Below are 16,645 nucleotides of genomic sequence, written 5' to 3'. Positions count from 1 at the left end.
CGGATCGGGGAGCGAAAAATGGCAGGGCCGATCAGCATCGAGAACGGGCAGGAAGGCCCTGCAAGCGCCAGCGCCTACAGCTGGATCGTCTTCGCGCTGAGCTTCGGCCTGCTTATCTCGGACTACATGGCACGACAGGTGCTCAACGCCGTATTCCCACTGCTCAAGGCCGAATGGAGCTTGAGTGACGGACAACTCGGCCTGCTTTCGGGCGTCGTTGCGGTCATGGTCGGCCTGCTGACCTTTCCGCTCTCGCTCGCTGCCGATCGCTGGGGCCGCGTTCGCAGCCTTGCCCTCATGGCGGTGCTGTGGAGCCTTGCCACCCTGCTCTGTGCCGTGGCGAGCGGGTTTGGCGAAATGCTGGTGGGCCGCGCTCTCGTCGGTCTTGGCGAGGCCGCTTATGGCAGCGTCGGCATCGCGGTGGTGATCAGCGTGTTCCCGCAACGTCTGCGCGCGACGCTTGCCGCTGCATTCATGGCGGGCGGATTGTTCGGGCAGGTGCTCGGCGTGGCCGTCGGCGGCACGATTGCGGCAAGCCACGGCTGGCGCAGCGCTTTCATGGCTATCGGCATTGCCGGTCTGGTGCTGGGTCTGCTCTATCCGTTGCTGGTGAGCGAGCGCCGTATCCGGGCGATGACCCGGCAGACAACCGATCAGGACAGCTGCGATGGACCTGCCAGGTCCGCCCCTTTGCGTGCGCTTGTCCGCAGCCGCTCGGTCCGCCTCGCCTACCTCGGAAGCGGCCTGCAGATGTTTGCCGCAGGTTCACTTCCTGCCTGGCTGCCCAGCTTCCTCAATCGCAACTACGGCTATGCAGTCGACCGTGCCGGGCAAGTGGCCGCGCTGCTGCTGCTGGCGTGTGGCGCGGGGATGATCCTGTGCGGAGTGATCAGCGACCGTCTCGCGCAGCAGCGGCCCGAGCGCAAGATCACCCTCGCCATGACCTACAGCATCGGCACGGCTGCGTGCCTCGCACTCGCCATGGCACTGCCACCCGGCCTTGCACAACTTGTCCTGATTGGCCTTGCCATGTTCCTGGTCGCCGGAACCACCGGCCCCGCCGGAGCGATGGTCGCGAACCTGACTCCGCTTGCCATCCACGGCTCGGCCTTTGCCACGTTGACGCTCGCCAACAACCTCGTCGGGTTGGCGCCGGGACCGATCCTGACCGGTCGCATCGCCGACGCCGTGGGGTTGGTCGGAGCCTTCCGCCTGCTGCCGCTGCCCTGCATCGCGGCCGCGCTCGTCTTTGCGGCCATGCGCCGCAGCTATCTTGCCGATCTGGCCACCGCCAAGGATACCTGACCCATGCAGACCCTGACCAGCCGTGCCCGGGCGCTCGCGCCGGGGCTCGGAGTCGCGCTCGTCATCGCCGCAGCGGCTACCTTCCTGTCGGAACACTACACCGCTCCGGTCATGCTCTACGCGCTGCTGCTGGGCATGGCGTTCAACTTCCTGATGGAAGGCGAACGCACGCGCCTTGGCATCGAGTTCGCCTCAAAGGCGCTGCTGCGCACCGGGGTCGCACTGCTCGGCATGCGCATCGGCTGGGCGCAAGTCACGGCGCTCGGCTGGGGACCGGTTGTCATGGTGTTGCTGCTAGTCGCAGTGACGATCCTCGCCTCGATCCTGCTCGCCAGACTCATGGGCTTCAACCCCCTGTTCGGCTTCCTCTCGGGCGGCGCGACCGCGATCTGCGGTGCATCGGCCGCGCTCGCAATATCCGCCTCGCTCCCCGCCCATGAGCGCAAGGAGCAGGCGACGCTGTTCACGGTCATCGGCGTCTCGGCCCTGTCGACGCTCGCCATGATTGCCTATCCGGTGATTGCCCACGCGGTCGGGCTCGACAACCGGCAGGCCGGCGTGTTCATCGGCGCGACGATCCATGACGTCGCGCAGGTCGTCGGCGCCGGTTACGCGATCTCGCCCGAAGCCGGGGACACTGCGACCATCGTCAAGCTGCTGCGCGTGGCCATGCTCCTCCCGGTGATCCTCGTCGCCGGGCAGATCACCCGGCGTCAGGCGACCGAAGGCACAACCCGCCCGCCCCTGCTGCCATGGTTCGTCGCGGCTTTCATCGGTCTCGTCGTCCTGAACAGCGTGGTCGCGATGCCCAAGGCCGTCACCGACGGTGCCAACGATCTTTCGCGCTGGTGCCTCGTCACCTCGCTCTCGGCGATCGGCATGAAGACGCAGCTGGGCGATATCGTGAAAGTCGGGCTCAAGCCCGTCGTGCTGATGCTGATCGAGACGGCGCTGCTGGCAGCGATGGTCCTCGCGATCCTGCATCTCCACCTCGTGTGACACGAAATGCAAAATCGCTGTCATCTATTGTGAAATAACGTGCGGGTCTCCCGGGTATCAGGGTGGCAACAACGGGAAATTGGGGAGGATACTGAAATGACCACCGGACACCTGCGCCTTTGCGCCAGCGCGCTTGCCATCCTTGCTGCGGGCACGACCATCGCCCACGCGCAGGACAGCGCAAGTGACACCGCCAGCGAAGCACCCGCCAACGGCGAGATCATCGTGACCGCGCAGAAGCGCGCCGAAAGCGTCCAGAGCGTGCCGATCTCGATTGCAGCCTTCAGCGGCGCCAGCCTCGACAAGCAGAACGTCGTGACCGTGCTCGATCTCGGAAAGGTGGCGACCAACTTCCAGACGGTCCGCTCGTCCAACACCGGTTCGACCCGCATCGGCATCCGTGGGGTCGGCTCGCTCGCAAACACCCTGATCGAACCCAGCGTCGCGGTGTTCGTCGACGGCGTCTACGTGCCGCGCTCGGGTTCGGTGCTCGGCGCGTTCCTCGATATCGAGGGCGTCGAAGTCCTGCGCGGGCCGCAAGGCACCCTGTTCGGCCGCAATGCCAGCGTCGGCGCGCTCTCGCTGCGCAGCGCTCTGCCCAAGGGCGAGTTCAGCGGCGAAGTCAGCGGCGAGGTCGGCTCGTTCGACCGCTACAAGATTTCCGGCAACCTCAACCTGCCGCTGACCGAGAACGTCGCCCTGCGCGTCGCCGGCATGGGCCAGTGGTTCAAGGGCCCTTGGATCAACAAGCTCGATGGCAAGCATTACGGCGGTTCGGACGACGTGTCGTTCCGCGGCACGCTCAAGGCCGATCTCGGCAACGTCGAATGGATCCTGCGCGGCGATTACACCCGCCTCGATGGCGATGGCGTCGCCAACTTCGATTTCGATCCCAACTCGGTCAGCGCCGCACGCCTTGCCTTCATCAAGGCCGCATTCAACGGCGGGCCGGACACCAACCTCAACGACCGCGTGATGAACCAGTCGATGGCGACGGGCCTGATCGATGAGAACTGGGGCATCTCGAGCACTGCCTCGCTCGAACTCGCGGGCGGCAGCACATTGAAGCTGATCAACAGCTACCGCGTCTGGACCAACGACCAGCTCGATGGCGACATCGTCTACTTCCCGGTCAGCCTCGCCTCGCGCCGCAGTCTGTTCGATTCGAAGAGCCAGAACCACGAGTTGCAGTTCATCTCGCCCGAGAAGGAATGGCTCGGCGGCAAGTTCGACATGGTCGCAGGCGTCTATTACTTCGAGGAAGACTTCGCGCTGGGCGAACAACTCAACCTGGGCACCGCCTTCTGCGGCGTGCTCGTCCCTGCTGGCCCTCCACGCACCGCTTGCGGCAACTACTACGCCGTGAACAACGGCGTAGCAGCGACCGACCAGGACGTGTTCCAGAACGTCAAGAGCTTCGCCGCCTACGGTCAGGGCAATCTGCACCTGTCCGACCAGCTGACCCTCACGCTGGGCGGCCGCTGGACCACCGACAGGAAGCGCGGCACTTATGCCCAGGCCTCCAGCCCCTTCACCCAGACCCTGCGCGCTACCGAGATGCTGACCTTCCCCGGCATCAGGGAGAACCGCTTCACCTATCGCGTCAGCCTCAACTACAAGCCCAGCGACGACATCCTCGTCTTCGCCAACCACTCGACCGGCTACAAGTCGGGGGGCTACAACTCGGGCGGCGGCACGCCGTCGCTCTCGGTGGTCGACGGCAACGGCAACCTCGTCTCGACCAAGCGGCTGTTCACGCGTGAGACGGTCAAGAACTACGAACTCGGCATCAAGTCGGCATGGCTGGATCGCAAGGTCCGCGCCAACGTCACGCTTTACCGCATGGACATCGGCGGTTTCCAGGACCGCGCGTTCGATGGCGTCAGCTTCATCGTCCGCAACGCCGGCAACTTGCGCCAGCAGGGCGTCGAAGTGGACCTGACCATCGCGCCCAGCCGCGATTTCTCGGTCACCGGCTCGGTCGCCTATCTCGACTCCCAGTTCACCGATTTCAGGACAGCTTCGAACCTGCCTGGCCTGCCCGGTACCCAGGACCTGACCGGCAAGCCCAACACCTTCTCGCCGAAGTGGTCCGGCAATGTCGCGGTCGACTGGGGCACGGACCTTGGCCAGAGCGGGATGCGCCTCGCCGTCAACGGCACGATGTCATTCATCTCCAGCCAGTTCGTCGGCACGGTGAACGACAACAATCCACAGTCACTGGCGGCGCCCTATGCCCTGCTGGGCGGTCGCATCTCGCTGAGCGGCGCGGATGATCGCTGGACCCTCTCGGTCTTTGCACGGAACCTCGCGAACAAGCACTATCGCCCGCTGTCGGTCTACCAGCCACTGGGCGGGGCACTGGGGCTCAACAATACGGTCTTCCCCGGCAGCACCGCCAATCGCGTCTCAGCCAGCGAGCCGCGCATGTTCGGAGCAGCCGCAACTTACCGTTTTTGACGACTGTCTGTCGATTGCACCCTCAGTCGAAACTCCCAAGGAACGAGAGTTGTGTAGAGCGAGGTACGCGACTGCCGACATTTTTTCAGCCGGTTGCGAGCAAAGCCGCACCCGGCTGACCACCTGTGACGCAGAACCCATGGTGGTTGATGAAGGCTACGTGGCAAAGTCTCCAAGGCCGTCAGGCCTACAGGAGAATCGTCATGGGATATTCAGATCTTGATGCTGCCGTGCATGATCGGCCGCCTTGGAATGCAGGGCAAAATGTTGGCCCGAAACGCCCTTTGCGCAGGCGAGACATCTGGGCAATTCGCTTCTATCTCGACGAGCACAAACGCCTTCGCGACCGCGCGTTGTTCGACCTCGCCATCGACAGCAAGCTTAGGGGCTGCGATTTGGTGAAGCTCCGCATTGGGGACGTTGTAAGCGGCGGACACATCAGAAACCGTGCAACCGTGATCCAGCAAAAAACGGGCCGACCTGTCCAGTTTGAAATCATGACTGAAACGCGAGCTACGCTAGAACGCTGGCTTGAACGAAGAGGCGGGCGACTCAACGATTTCGTGTTTCCAAGTCGGATCGATTATCTCGGCCATCTTAGCACGCGGCAATACGCACGGCTCGTCGATGAATGGGTGTCGGTGGTCGGCCTCGACAGGCGAGACTATGGCACACATTCGCTTCGACGAACGATAGCGTCCTTGATTTACAAATCGACCGGAAATCTGAGGGCGGTCCAGATCCTGCTCGGACACACGAACATTCAGAACACCGTTCGCTATCTCGGTGTCGACGTGGACGATGCAATAACACTGTCAGAGCGAACGGAGATTTAAACTCTTGGCAATTGGGCCTGTGGGGGATCGGCAGGCCCGACTATCGATGAACGAATGGCAGCAATCAATAAAAGGAAATCGACAACGGAATGACCGAGTTGAAAGGCGTCAGATGTCACTTTTTGCCGATGCCCAGCGCCGCAAGCGCCTGATCAAGATCTGCGGCTTTGAAGGGCTTGGTTAGCCTCGGAAGGTCGGGTGATATTCCTTCCACATCGGCGTAGCCAGATACGATCAGGCACGGAAGTCCTGAACGAAGGTCCTGTACTTGGCGCACAAGTTGCGACCCGTTCATGCCTGCCATCAGGTGATCTGTCACAAGGACTGCCACGTCGTCTAAGTCGTCCAGCAGGCGCAAAGCTTCTTCGGCTGACCCAGCTTCCGCCACTTCGAAGCCTGCGTCTTCAAGCATATCGGCAGTGCTAGCCCGTACCAGTATGTCGTCGTCAACAAGCAGAGCGACGCCGCGATAGCTTTGGGATCCTAACCGGTTGCGAACAGGGGCAGTCGCGTTCGAGTGCTGGTCTTCTGCCACCGGCAACCAAAGTTCGATGTTGGTGCCGTAACCTTGACGGCTGAAGATGCGAAGCTCGCCGCCAAGTTGGCGCGCAAGGCCGTGGACCATCGACAAGCCGAGGCCAGTTCCTTTGCCCACTCCTTTTGTCGAGAAGAAAGGTTCAATTGCCCTGGCAACGGTTTGTGCGTCCATGCCCGAGCCAGTGTCAGCGACGGATACTACGATGTAGCTACCCTCTTTAAGCTGGCCCTTGGGCGATTTGGATTGATTGCGAACGGATGCGCTAATCCGAAGTGTTCCACCCTCAGGCATGGCATCTCGTGCATTCACGCACAGGTTAAGCAGCGCCATCTCCAGTTGATTGAAGTCGGCCTGGGCAGGCCGAATATCATCGGCAAGGTCGGTCACCACCTTGATTTGCGGACCCGTGGTACTGGCAATGAGCTCGCTCATGCCTGTGATGAGTTCGCGAATATCGATGGCGGTCGGCTGCAGAGGTTGACGCCGTGCAAACGCAAGCAGCCTTTGTACGAGCATGGTTGCGCGCTCTGCCGATTGCATGGCTCCAGCAATCAGGCGTTGCTCGCGCTCGCCGCCGAACTGCTTTCGGGCAAGGAGGTCGAGCGTCCCGACGATGGGGGTGAGCAGATTATTGAAATCATGTGCGACGCCGCCGGTCAGCTGTCCCAGAGATTCAACCTTCTGAGCCTGCCGCAGCTGCTCCTCTGCTTCGGCCAGACGTTGTTGTTCGCAAATTCGGTCTGTCACGTCATGGACTATCTGGTAAGCGCCAATCTGCTGACCGGCGGCATCGCAAAGCCTGTTGAAGGTGATCTCGAATGATCGGCGCTGCCGTCCCAGGTCGCCAAACTCATCAATGATCGTAAATTCCTCGCCTGCCAGGGCCCGGCTCCAGGTCGCGCCAACATGCTCTTGCTCGTCCGGCAGGTGTCGGAGGACATCGAGCATCGAAGCGCCAACGCGGGGCTGGACGCCATAGACGGCTTCAAAGGCCGCGGCGGCAGCCTTGTTGACAGCGAGCCAGCGGAAGTCGCGATCTGCGACGAGAATGATAGCCGTAGTGTTTTCGACCACATCCGTAAGCAGCTTGCGCTCTGCAAGAGCGTCAGCAATCCGCTGCTCAAGCGTCTCGTTCAGCTCCCGCAGCGACTGTTCGATCGCCTTCCTTGCAGTGATGTCGATCGCTGTGCCGATGACGCGATTGCAAACGTCACCAGCGAAGACCCCGCGACCTTTGGCGGCGATCCATCGTACTACGCCATCTTCCTTGCCAATCGTGCGATATTCGACGTCATACGTCGTACGACGAGCGGGGTCCGCAGCCGAAGCGTAGGCTGCCGCCGTCGCTTGACGGTCGTTGGGGTGTAGCCCGGCGTAAAAATCATCCATCGACACTGCAACATTTGGAGAGATGCCGAACATTGCCTTCACGCGCGGTGGCCAGAACAACGTCTGGTTGATCTCGTCGACGTCCCACAGTCCGATCTCAGCCGCATCGATGGCCAGGCGCAATTGCTCTTCGCTTGCGCGCAGGTTTGCCTCGGCACCCACGCGCTCGACATGCGCCCAGGATCGGTCAGTGACCTCGCGAATAACCCTGAGCTCATAGTCAGACCAACGATGTGGAACGTTGTCGTGAATCGCCATCAGGGCCGCGAGCCGACCATCCTTGATCAGCGGCATGCAGATGGTCGCAGCTATCCCGATATTCTGAAATGTCTCTGCTTCTTCGGGAGCAATCTCGGTCAGATTATCATTGATGATCAAGGGTCGCCCAGCGTTGAGCTCCTGTACTGCGAGCTTACCAAAAGCAGCGAGGCGATACCGGCCAATAATCGATGGCGAGCCCGGAGCATGCCAGTTACCGCGGATGGTAAAGCCGTCCTGGTCGTCATCCATGTCGGCGTATGCGCAGTTGGTTATCGAGAGATGCTCGGCAACCATGCGCGTGCTTGTCGCCAAGACGGCGTCAGCGTCCTCAAGCCCGCCGACAGCTTGTCCCAGATCATCGAGAAAGCGATAAAGTTCTTCGCTTTTTGCCAGCTGCTGCTCTGCCAAGACGCGAGCTGTGATATCGAAAACCATGGCCAGGCTGCCCACTGGCTCGCCGTGCTGATTCCGGATCGGCAGGTATTCAAGGTCCATGAAGACTTGTTCGGGCCTGCCATGACGCCACAGTTCGAGTTCCTGCGCCTGGAAGCTCAGGGTCTCACCTGTTAGCCCCGCTGCTATCACTCTTGCGTTGAAATCACGCGCCTCTGGCCAGATCTCGAGAACCTTCCCACCCAAAGCTTCAGGGTGGCGAGGCCCACAGACCTGCGCATAGCCATCGTTATAGAGCAGGATCCCGTCAGCACCCCAAAGGACGACCATCGGCACTGGAGATGACAGCACCGTCTGAACGTTTATCTTCAGCTCGGCAGGCCAACTCTCGATTGCACCGAGCCCGGTCGATTCCCAATCCTTGGAGCGGATTAGATCGCCCGTCTTGCCACCGCCGAAAAGGCCGCTGCTACCAGGAGAACTTGCTACAGTGTCCAGCATAAGCTGGCATCGTAGCTCCTTTAGGTTTGGACGAATAGCCAAGACTTTGAAAACGCGCCATGAATAGCAACTCGAGGTTCGATAAATGCTGAGCCAGATCGGCGTCGTGAACGCTACTCCTGGCGAGATCGCTCGACCGAATTTCCGCACCTCCGGAGCTTACACTGTCAGAGCGAACGGATATCTCAACGTCTTTGTCTTGGGCCTATGAGGGACAAGCAAGCTCGACAATCGATGAATGAACGGCAGCAATGAATTTGACGAGATCAACTACGGAATGACCGGAGTTAAGGCGGCTTCTGCCTTGATGTTGAGAGCCACACCAACGAGAGGTTTGGGCGCTTACAGTCAAAAAGCCTCTCGCCCCTCGGCAATGTTGAGTAGTTCAGAGAAAACGAAAGTCGCCGGTGCGCGTCCTGAAGCTGGAACCAGTTCGCGCAGAAGGCCATTATCACGTAGGTCACGGATGATCTTTCGCGCCGTTGCCGGTGGAATTTGGGCCGAGGCTATAAAATCCGGCGTTTGGAAGATCGGGCGCTGGAAGATCCAGTCGAGGGCGCGGACCGCATATTGCGAGTGGGTGATCTCCACCACCCAATCTCGCTTGTCCTGATGGAGGGCAAGGATCGCCTGTGCTTTCTGGGTGTTGGCATCTGCCTGGGTGATTATGCCGCGCAGGAAGAAGGCCGCCCACCCGCTCCAGTCATCGTCACGGGAGACGGCGAGCATGCGGTCGTAATATTCGTCGCGATTGGCTTCGAGATATTCCGAAAGATAGAAGTTCGGCCGCGAGAGTAACCCGTGGGCGTAGAGGAACAGCGGGATGATCAGCCGCCCGATGCGCCCATTCCCGTCAAGAAACGGATGGATCGACTCAAACTCGGCATGGACGATGGCTAGTTGCACCAGTCTGTCTGGCGCGTCGGCGTGAATATAGGCTTCCCAGTCTGCCATTGCGCCGTCAAGGCAGTCAGCGCCGGGTGGCACAAAGCGCGCCTGTTCAATGGTACAGCCTTCTGGCCCGATCCAATTCGGGATGCGGCGGTATTCGCCGGGATCTTTGTTGCGGCCGCGAACGCCATCCATTAGCACACGATGAGTGGCTTTTATCAGCCGCTGCGATAGCGGAAGTTGTTTCATCAGACTTTCTGCCTCGCGCAGGGCGGCGCGGTAGTTCAGCACTTCGCGCGCGTCGGCCTTCTTCGGTGTGCTCTCGTCAAACAGATGGCCCTGGGCTTCAAACTCCAGGACTTCACCCAACGTCACCTGCGTTCCCTCGATCTTGCTGGACAGCACAGCTTCGCGGGCGGTTAGAGGTGACAGCAGGATATCGGGATTTGGAATGCCTGCGAGGACACCTTCATACCGTGCAATCGCGGCATTTGCAGGTCCAACCAGCGGAAAAAGTGCGCCAAGATCAAGCGCGGCTGGCGGAAATCGTCCTTCGTGATAGGCAATAGGCAATGGCGTCTCCGTCAGACCATCATGGACTGGCGAGCGAATCACACGCTCGCCGCTTGTTGATCGTCTATCGACAGTTACATCATTTGATGATCGCAAAACACGGTTTCGCTCACATCAAACTTTACTGATGTTCGTAGGCGATCATCAAGCCCACTGGCAAAATCCACATCCAGATGGCGAGAGGATTCGGTTGGACGCTCACGTTTCTTGATCTGGCCGTCATGGGGCTGACGGCCAGCACCCAGTCCCCGAACGATTAATGAGCGCGAAGGCCTCCTGAACCTACGGCAAGTGCCGCCGGACAATTCTTTGCCCGGAACGGCAGCAATGGACGGCGGAATCTGCTGCACCAGAAAGAACCGACACAGCTGACTTGAATTTGGTGCAGAAGGCATTGCTGAGTCCGTCCTGAGGGCTGCCTCAGCTCAACAACGTCTGGTTAGCCTCCGGCACCCGTTCCTGATGTGTCAGCAACATCTCGTAAGCGCGGCCTAACGCGGTATGAATAATCGCCGGACGCAGGTCGACCTGAATTGCGCCCCGTCTGCCCGATGCGGCTTCGCAGTACAGCCCTTTCAGCGCTTCGGCAGCCAGGAAAACTGCTTGATCGTGATAGACCGCTTCGCTTTTCAACAAGGAGACCGCAATCGTCGCGCGGGTATGGTCGATCCCGAGTTGCGCGAAGAGTTGATCGCGAAGCTCCTCGGTCAAAAATGCGCCTTGGCGAAGCACCTTGTGCAACTTGGTCCGAAGAAGTCCAAGCCTGTCCGCCATATGCGCCAGGGGGATAGCCTGGCGGGCAAGCTCGGCGTTGATCAGGCGCTTGTAACGTGACTGCTCGGTTTCCGGTTCAGCAACTCCTACGGCATCCACGTTCCGTATGACAGAGGACGAGTTGAAGACCGTCTCTGGTGTCATGGCCCCATGCAGCATCAAAGTTCCCCTTTGATCGCATGGCATCATATCCAGCCTTTTACGGTCAACATTATAATCGGCTTATCTCTCTGCATTGAATGCCAAACCCTTCGGCACGGTGCGTACCAAGCGCGACTCGCCACTCGGCAAATTGGTGCCAAGAACCGGGATCAGCATTTTCCGATCTTGGTCCTGGAATCCCTGATCTCGGGAATCTCCGTCCCCCACCGCCGCAATCCCCGACTCCAAGTTACGCAAGATCGCGCGCAGCGCGTCCCCACTTCCTGGAATTCTGCCATCAGCCGGCGCCTTTTCCATTGCTCTCGGCCCATCGTGAACGCTCCGTGAATTCGCCTGCGGACAACGCGGCGACCTTTCACGAATGGAGCCAAAGACCAATGACAAGCAGTTGGAAAGGAAAGGGCACAGTCCTCCTCCAGGGCGCAGCGATCATGGCCATTGCCGCAGGCCTCGGAAGCGAGATGGCCATGGCTGGCAACGACCAGACATTCAATACGGCCCTGCTCAAGTTCACCGGCTTCCTCCAAGGCTCGGGCGGGAAGATCATCACTGTTCTCAGTCTTGCGGGCGGGGTCGTTGGCCTCGCCGCCGGGCGCTTCAGCCTCGCGCAGATCGCGATACCTGTCGGTGTAGGCGTGGGCGTCGGCACCGGCGTGCCGATCGTGACCGCCGCGATCACCGCGACGATCTGAACTTCGATCGGCTGTGGCTCGCGAATCCCTCGGGACGTGACAGCTACAGTCGGAGGGTGGCGAAGTGACCATGCACAGATACATCGTGCCTCAGCACCTCGACGATCCGGAACTGATCGGATTTTGGACTCTCGACGAGTTCCTTGGCCTGATCGTGCCGTTCGCTTGGGGGATCCTGTCCCAACATATTCTGATCGGGCTCATGATGAGCGTGCTGGCCTGGTGGGGATTGCGCAAGTTGAAGGCAGGGAGGGCGGTGTCCTGGATAGTGCACACGGCCTACTGGCATCTGCCGGGCGCCTTTATCGGCCTCAAGGCAACGCCACCCTCACATATTCGCATCATGGCAGGATGAGGCAGCGACCATGGACCTGGCGATCACCTACCAGCAATCGCAGCGCCTGCTCAAGCAGCGCAACCTGCTTGCCGCGAGCTCGCTCGGCCTGTTCGCAGCGACGTTACTGCTAGTCCTTGCGGCAGCGGGACAAAACCGCGAGGTCATCCTCCAGCCCGTCCTGTCGCGTCCGCTGACAATCACTTCGGACGAAGTCAGCCGCGATTATCTCGAACTGGTGACGCGTGACGCGGCCTTGCTGATGCTCAATCGCTCGCCTTCCAATCTGCAATACTGGATGGAAGCGGTGCTCGCGCTGACCGATCCCAAAGCTCACGGCCGGATGAAGGCGGAGCTGCTCAAGGTCGTGACAGACCAGAGCGGTTCGAGCGTGTCGCAATACTTCACGATGGAGCGACTTACGGTCGATCCCGCAGGGCTCACAAGCGAAGTCAATGGCACCTTGCACACCGTCCTCGGCTCCAAGGAAGTAAGCGCGGAGGCACGGACGTTCCGGTTCGTGTGGAGCTACAGCGGGGTGTCGCTGCGCCTCCTTGCATTCGGGCAGGTGCAACCCGACCAGAAGCAAGGCGAGGACGCATGATGCACGCGCCTGACAATTGGCCCACCGTGTCCATAAGCATGGCACGGCTGCTGCGGTCCAACGGAGCTCTTCGTGCACATTTGTCGGCGGTTCTATCGGTGGGCGCGTGTCTGGTAGCAAACCCGGCCTTGGCTGACCAATCCGTGCTGGCGGCAGACAACGGTACGGTTGGATGTATCGCGTCGGCCAAGGACCTCACGCGGATCAGCCTAGCCGGCGATCAGTTCGCATCAGTGTCCAAGATCTCGACCGGCAACGCCGACGACGACTTCAAGATCGTCAACGAACCCACGCGTGGCGACATCTACCTCTCCGTTCCCGACGGCTACGGGAAGTCAAAGCTTTCGTTCTTCGGCACCACTCGCAAGGGTTACGTCTACAAGTTCGTCTGCGAGGTGAGGGGCGAGGAGGCCGAACAGCTCTTCGTTGCCAATCGCGCAATTCAGGCGGAGGAAGAACGGCAGACCGTACGATCCGTATCGCCTGAGGAGACGGCGGCGCGCCTCGTCCAGGCGATGTACCGCGGCGAAGCTCTCGAAGGCTTCGAGCAGGTGGATGATGTGCTGGCGCCGGTGCGCATCGGCAAGCTCGAAGTGCAGCAGATCGGGCAATACCAGGGCGAGGACTTGCGTGGCCTTATCCTGCGGGTCCGCAACACGGCGCGCGAGCCGATCACGCTTGACGAGCAGGTCCTCTCGGCCCGCGGCGCCGTCGCCTTCATGGCACCGGTCAGCGAGCTCGCACCGAATGCCGTTTCAGCCGTCTACCTCATCCAGAAAGCGGGAGCACGATAATGAAGCTCGCCCATATCTTTCGAAAGAAGCAGCGCGCGCTCGATGGCGGCGCAACTGTCGATACACTGCGAGGCGACGTCTCCCCACTGGGCGATGCCAATGCCATAAACGAGGCGGAACGGCGCAAGCAAAGCATACGCTTTGCCGGCGTCGGCTGCTTCGCGCTGGTGGCAGGATCGCTCTACATCTTTTCGGGTGATGATGCCGCTGAAGGCGTCTCGCCGGATGCATTGGCCTCCGGTGTCTCGGTCGACGAGATGGTCAACACCAACATGGCCGAGAAGGAATGGCGGGCGCAATCCGAGGCGCAGATTGCCGGGATCGAAACAGAACTGCGCACGCTTGGTGCGCGGGCCGAGCGGGCAGACCAGCTCGAAAAACAACTGTCCGGCTCGGCAGGGGAAAGTGGCGGTGCCGTTTCAGCGGACACGCAGCGGATCCTTTCCGCCTACCAGGCAGAGAACGACCAGCTGCGCGCGGCGCTCGATGCGGCGCGCCAGTCGCCGGCAACTGCGCCGGCAGCTCCTGGAAACCTGTACGGGCCCGGCGCTTCCTCGTTTACCCAGAGTGGGACGACGCCGGCGGGCGAAGCGGCGGCCGCGGCCGCCGGGTTCGGCTCGCTGCGCAAGAGCGAGGTCAGCTTGGTCTCGTTCGGAGAAGGCGCCGCAGGGACGGGATCTCCGGTGCCCAAGGGCAACACCGTCTACACCGACAGTGCCAACTATCTGCCGCCCAATTCGATCGCGGTCGCACGAGTCATCGTCGGCGTCGATGCCAATGCCGGCGTTCGCAGCGAGACCGATCCGCTCCCGGTTGTCCTGCGCATCACTGGCCCTGCACGCTCGGTCTATGACAGGGGGCGCCTCCTCAAGACGGAGATCAGCGGCTGCCTGGTCAACGGCGCGGCGCGCGGCGACCTCTCCTCGGAAAAAGTCTATGTCAAACTGCAGCGCATGACCTGCCCGCAAAAGGGCGGTCGCTATGCAGTGTCGGACGTCAAGGGCTTCATCGCGTTCGGCGGGAAGACCGGCGTGCGCGGTCGCGTGGTGAGCCGCGAAGGCGCGCTCGTCGGCCAAGCGTTCCTGGCAGGCCTCGCCGGAGGCTTTGGCCGAGGCTTTGCTGCCAACAGCAGCTCTTTGCTCACCGGCAGCACGGTCAATGTCAATGGCGAGCGGCAGAAGCTCGGCACCGGAGACATCCTGCAGGGCGGGATCGGCGAGGGCGTCGCGACTTCTGGCGACATGGTCTCGAAGTACCTGATCGAGCGGGCCGAGCAGTACCAGCCCGTGATCGAGATGCCGACCGGCATCGATGTCGAAATCGTGTTTCTCGAAGGCGTATTCATCCAGGGCTGAGGAGGCCGCATCCCATGTTTGCAGACGCCACGACCAGAATTGCGCGCACCAGAATCGCTGCGCCTGCAGTCAGGATCCTGCTGCCCCTCGCCGCCATCCTTGTCGGCAGTGGCACTTCGCTGGTCTGGGCCGAGGCCGGCTCGCCAAGCGCGGGCAAGACCGCCGACATTGAGATGCAGGTCAGGCATGCAATGGGGCAACGCTTGCCGCGTACGCCCGTTACCAAGGTCAACTGCACTCTAGTCGATGGTCTTTGCGAAGTGACCGCAGGATCGCAGCTGTTCTATGTCGATCGCTCTGGCCGATATCTGCTGGTCGGCCGGGTCTACGACATGGAAACGCACCGGGACCTGACGGCAGCACGGTTACTGGAAGTGAACCCGGATCTCCTGCTCGGAGCCCCCGCCACCAAGGGCAGTGGACATGACACCGACCTGGCATCCGATGACCCCAATCCCGAACGCGGCGCCCCCACTCAGGCCGCGAGCGGGGCGCCCCGGACAATGTCCCTTGCCGGACTGCCCGCCGCTGGCGGCATTGTCTGGGGCAACCCTGCAGGCCCGGCCGTCACTGTCTTCAGCGATTTCCGCTGTGGCTACTGCCGCGCCCTGTCGCAGACCCTAGAGGCCATGAAGGTACGGGTCATCGAGCGGCCTATCTCCATTCTTGGCAGCCGAGCACTCGCGAACCAGGTGTTCTGTGCTCGCGATCGGGCCCGGGCGATCAAGGCCGCTTATGCCGGAATGGCTATCGAGCAGGCCAAGCCCTGCGATACCTCGGCGCTTGATGCCAACGAGCGGTTCGCCAGGGAGCAGGGCATTGCTGGAACCCCGGTCCTGGTGCGCAGCGATGGTGCGGTGATCGAGGGCTTCCGCCCACGGGCGTTTCTCGAGAACTGGATCAAGGGGGGGCGTTCATGAGCCTCCAATTGCACAGGCTTTGCGTGTTCCAGTCCATTCCCAGCGCCCGCTCGGTCATGGTCCTGCTATCCAGCGCCGCCCTGTCATCCTGCGGCGTGCTGCTTGGCGATAACGTCAAGGGGAACTTTATCTGCAGCGCCCCGGGGGGGACCTGTGCGCCCTCCACGCTGATCGACGACCAGGCCCTGGCCCTGATCGAAGGTGCCCGGCCTGAGGTTTCAGGGTCCCAGCAACCGATTGGCTTCAGCCAGGCCAAGGCAAGGGCAGAGACGTTTCGGTCGGTATCGCGCAGTTCGCAGGGAGGGCAGTTTAAAAGTCCGGCACGCGTCCGCGACAATCTGCTCCACCGCGAAACTCGGACCTTGCGCCTGGTCTTCCCGGCCTATGTCGATGATGCAGGCAACCTGCACGAAGCCCGCGTCGTTCACACCGTTGTCGATCGGGGTGGCTGGATCGAACTGACGGACGGTTCTCTGGCGCCCCTAGCCGGAACGTACCCGAGCCAGGGTGAGGATTTACCCGCCACTCCAGCACCTGACCCGCCAGAAACATCCATATCGGACCAATCGCTTTCGGCGCCGGCTTTGGACAAGATCGGAGGACCAGTGAGCCCCGGAGGGGCGCCGCCGACCAGCCCTCTCACAATCGATGCTATCCGGGCCCAGGTCGCAGAGCGCCTTGCCACAACGCGCAAACCGCCAACCACGGTGCAGCCACAAGCAGATGGACCGCGCGCAGGGGCTTCCACGCCATCAGAGAAGGGACGCCCGCCCGAATCCTCCGCGACAATCTCAGCAAGACCCGGGATGCCCTTAGCCGCAAATCCGCCTGCGTCATTCTCAACGCCAGAAGTGGATTGATCGT

14 protein-coding genes are annotated in these 16,645 nt (G+C 61.4%); 11 read left to right on the top strand and 3 right to left on the bottom strand.

Annotated elements, in window-relative coordinates; genetic code table 11:
- Positions 1-18 precede the first annotated feature (18 nt).
- The 4 genes from IM701_RS19135 (at position 19) to IM701_RS19120 (ending at position 5,600) form a co-directional block, all read left to right on the top strand.
- On the top strand, positions 19-1,305 hold the full coding sequence (locus tag IM701_RS19135) for an MFS transporter (RefSeq protein WP_168904990.1): 1,287 nt from the start codon (positions 19-21) through the stop codon (positions 1,303-1,305).
- A gap of 3 nt (positions 1,306-1,308) precedes the next feature.
- Positions 1,309-2,304 (top strand): YeiH family protein, encoded by a 996-nt coding sequence (locus tag IM701_RS19130; RefSeq protein ID WP_193828905.1) that lies wholly within the window; start codon positions 1,309-1,311, stop codon positions 2,302-2,304.
- 96 nt (positions 2,305-2,400) lie between these two features.
- The gene (locus tag IM701_RS19125) at positions 2,401-4,764 is read left to right on the top strand and encodes a TonB-dependent receptor (RefSeq protein ID WP_193828904.1); all 2,364 of its coding nucleotides are present in this window, start codon (positions 2,401-2,403) and stop codon (positions 4,762-4,764) included.
- Positions 4,765-4,967: 203 nt separating this feature from the next.
- Complete coding sequence (locus tag IM701_RS19120) at positions 4,968-5,600, top strand: tyrosine-type recombinase/integrase (RefSeq protein WP_193828903.1); 633 nt, start codon at positions 4,968-4,970, stop codon at positions 5,598-5,600.
- Between the two features lie 115 nt (positions 5,601-5,715).
- Here IM701_RS19120 and IM701_RS19115 read toward each other — a convergent pair whose 3' ends face one another.
- The 3 genes from IM701_RS19115 to IM701_RS19105 form a co-directional block, all read right to left on the bottom strand.
- The gene (locus IM701_RS19115; RefSeq protein ID WP_193828902.1) at positions 5,716-8,682 is read right to left on the bottom strand and encodes a PAS domain S-box protein; all 2,967 of its coding nucleotides are present in this window, start codon (positions 8,680-8,682) and stop codon (positions 5,716-5,718) included.
- 348 nt (positions 8,683-9,030) lie between these two features.
- Positions 9,031-10,146 (bottom strand): Fic family protein, encoded by a 1,116-nt coding sequence (locus IM701_RS19110; protein WP_039338022.1) that lies wholly within the window; start codon positions 10,144-10,146, stop codon positions 9,031-9,033.
- 420 nt (positions 10,147-10,566) lie between these two features.
- The gene (locus IM701_RS19105) at positions 10,567-11,079 is read right to left on the bottom strand and encodes a hypothetical protein (RefSeq protein WP_193828901.1); all 513 of its coding nucleotides are present in this window, start codon (positions 11,077-11,079) and stop codon (positions 10,567-10,569) included.
- Positions 11,080-11,459: 380 nt separating this feature from the next.
- Here IM701_RS19105 and IM701_RS19100 point away from each other — a divergent pair, with 380 nt between their 5' ends.
- From IM701_RS19100 to IM701_RS22315, 7 genes are all read left to right on the top strand, one after another.
- Positions 11,460-11,774, top strand: coding sequence for a hypothetical protein (locus IM701_RS19100; protein WP_193828900.1), 315 nt, complete (start codon positions 11,460-11,462; stop codon positions 11,772-11,774).
- A gap of 70 nt (positions 11,775-11,844) precedes the next feature.
- On the top strand, positions 11,845-12,129 hold the full coding sequence (traL, locus tag IM701_RS19095; protein ID WP_193828899.1) for a type IV conjugative transfer system protein TraL: 285 nt from the start codon (positions 11,845-11,847) through the stop codon (positions 12,127-12,129).
- Between the two features lie 10 nt (positions 12,130-12,139).
- Positions 12,140-12,712, top strand: a complete 573-nt coding sequence (locus tag IM701_RS19090) for a type IV conjugative transfer system protein TraE (protein ID WP_193828898.1) — start codon at positions 12,140-12,142, stop codon at positions 12,710-12,712.
- A 38-nt stretch (positions 12,713-12,750) separates the two neighbouring features.
- Complete coding sequence (locus IM701_RS19085; protein ID WP_255527866.1) at positions 12,751-13,506, top strand: type-F conjugative transfer system secretin TraK; 756 nt, start codon at positions 12,751-12,753, stop codon at positions 13,504-13,506.
- The gene (locus IM701_RS19080; RefSeq protein ID WP_193828897.1) at positions 13,506-14,861 is read left to right on the top strand and encodes a TrbI/VirB10 family protein; all 1,356 of its coding nucleotides are present in this window, start codon (positions 13,506-13,508) and stop codon (positions 14,859-14,861) included. The genes IM701_RS19085 and IM701_RS19080 overlap by 1 nt, the downstream gene beginning before the upstream one ends.
- Positions 14,862-14,875: 14 nt before the next feature.
- Entirely contained in the window at positions 14,876-15,781 is a 906-nt protein-coding gene (locus IM701_RS19075; RefSeq protein ID WP_193828896.1) for a DsbC family protein, read from the top strand.
- Positions 15,778-16,641 carry a TraV family lipoprotein gene (locus tag IM701_RS22315; protein WP_193828895.1) on the top strand — a complete coding sequence of 288 codons (864 nt, stop codon included), beginning with the start codon at positions 15,778-15,780 and terminating at the stop codon, positions 16,639-16,641. The genes IM701_RS19075 and IM701_RS22315 overlap by 4 nt, the downstream gene beginning before the upstream one ends.
- Positions 16,642-16,645: the final 4 nt, after the last annotated feature.

The organism is Novosphingobium sp. ES2-1 (assembly GCF_015169775.1).
Classification (GTDB): Bacteria; Pseudomonadota; Alphaproteobacteria; order Sphingomonadales; family Sphingomonadaceae; genus Novosphingobium; species Novosphingobium subterraneum.
Note: the sequence above shows the minus strand (reverse complement) of the source record. Positions and strands in the feature narration are given on the sequence as shown.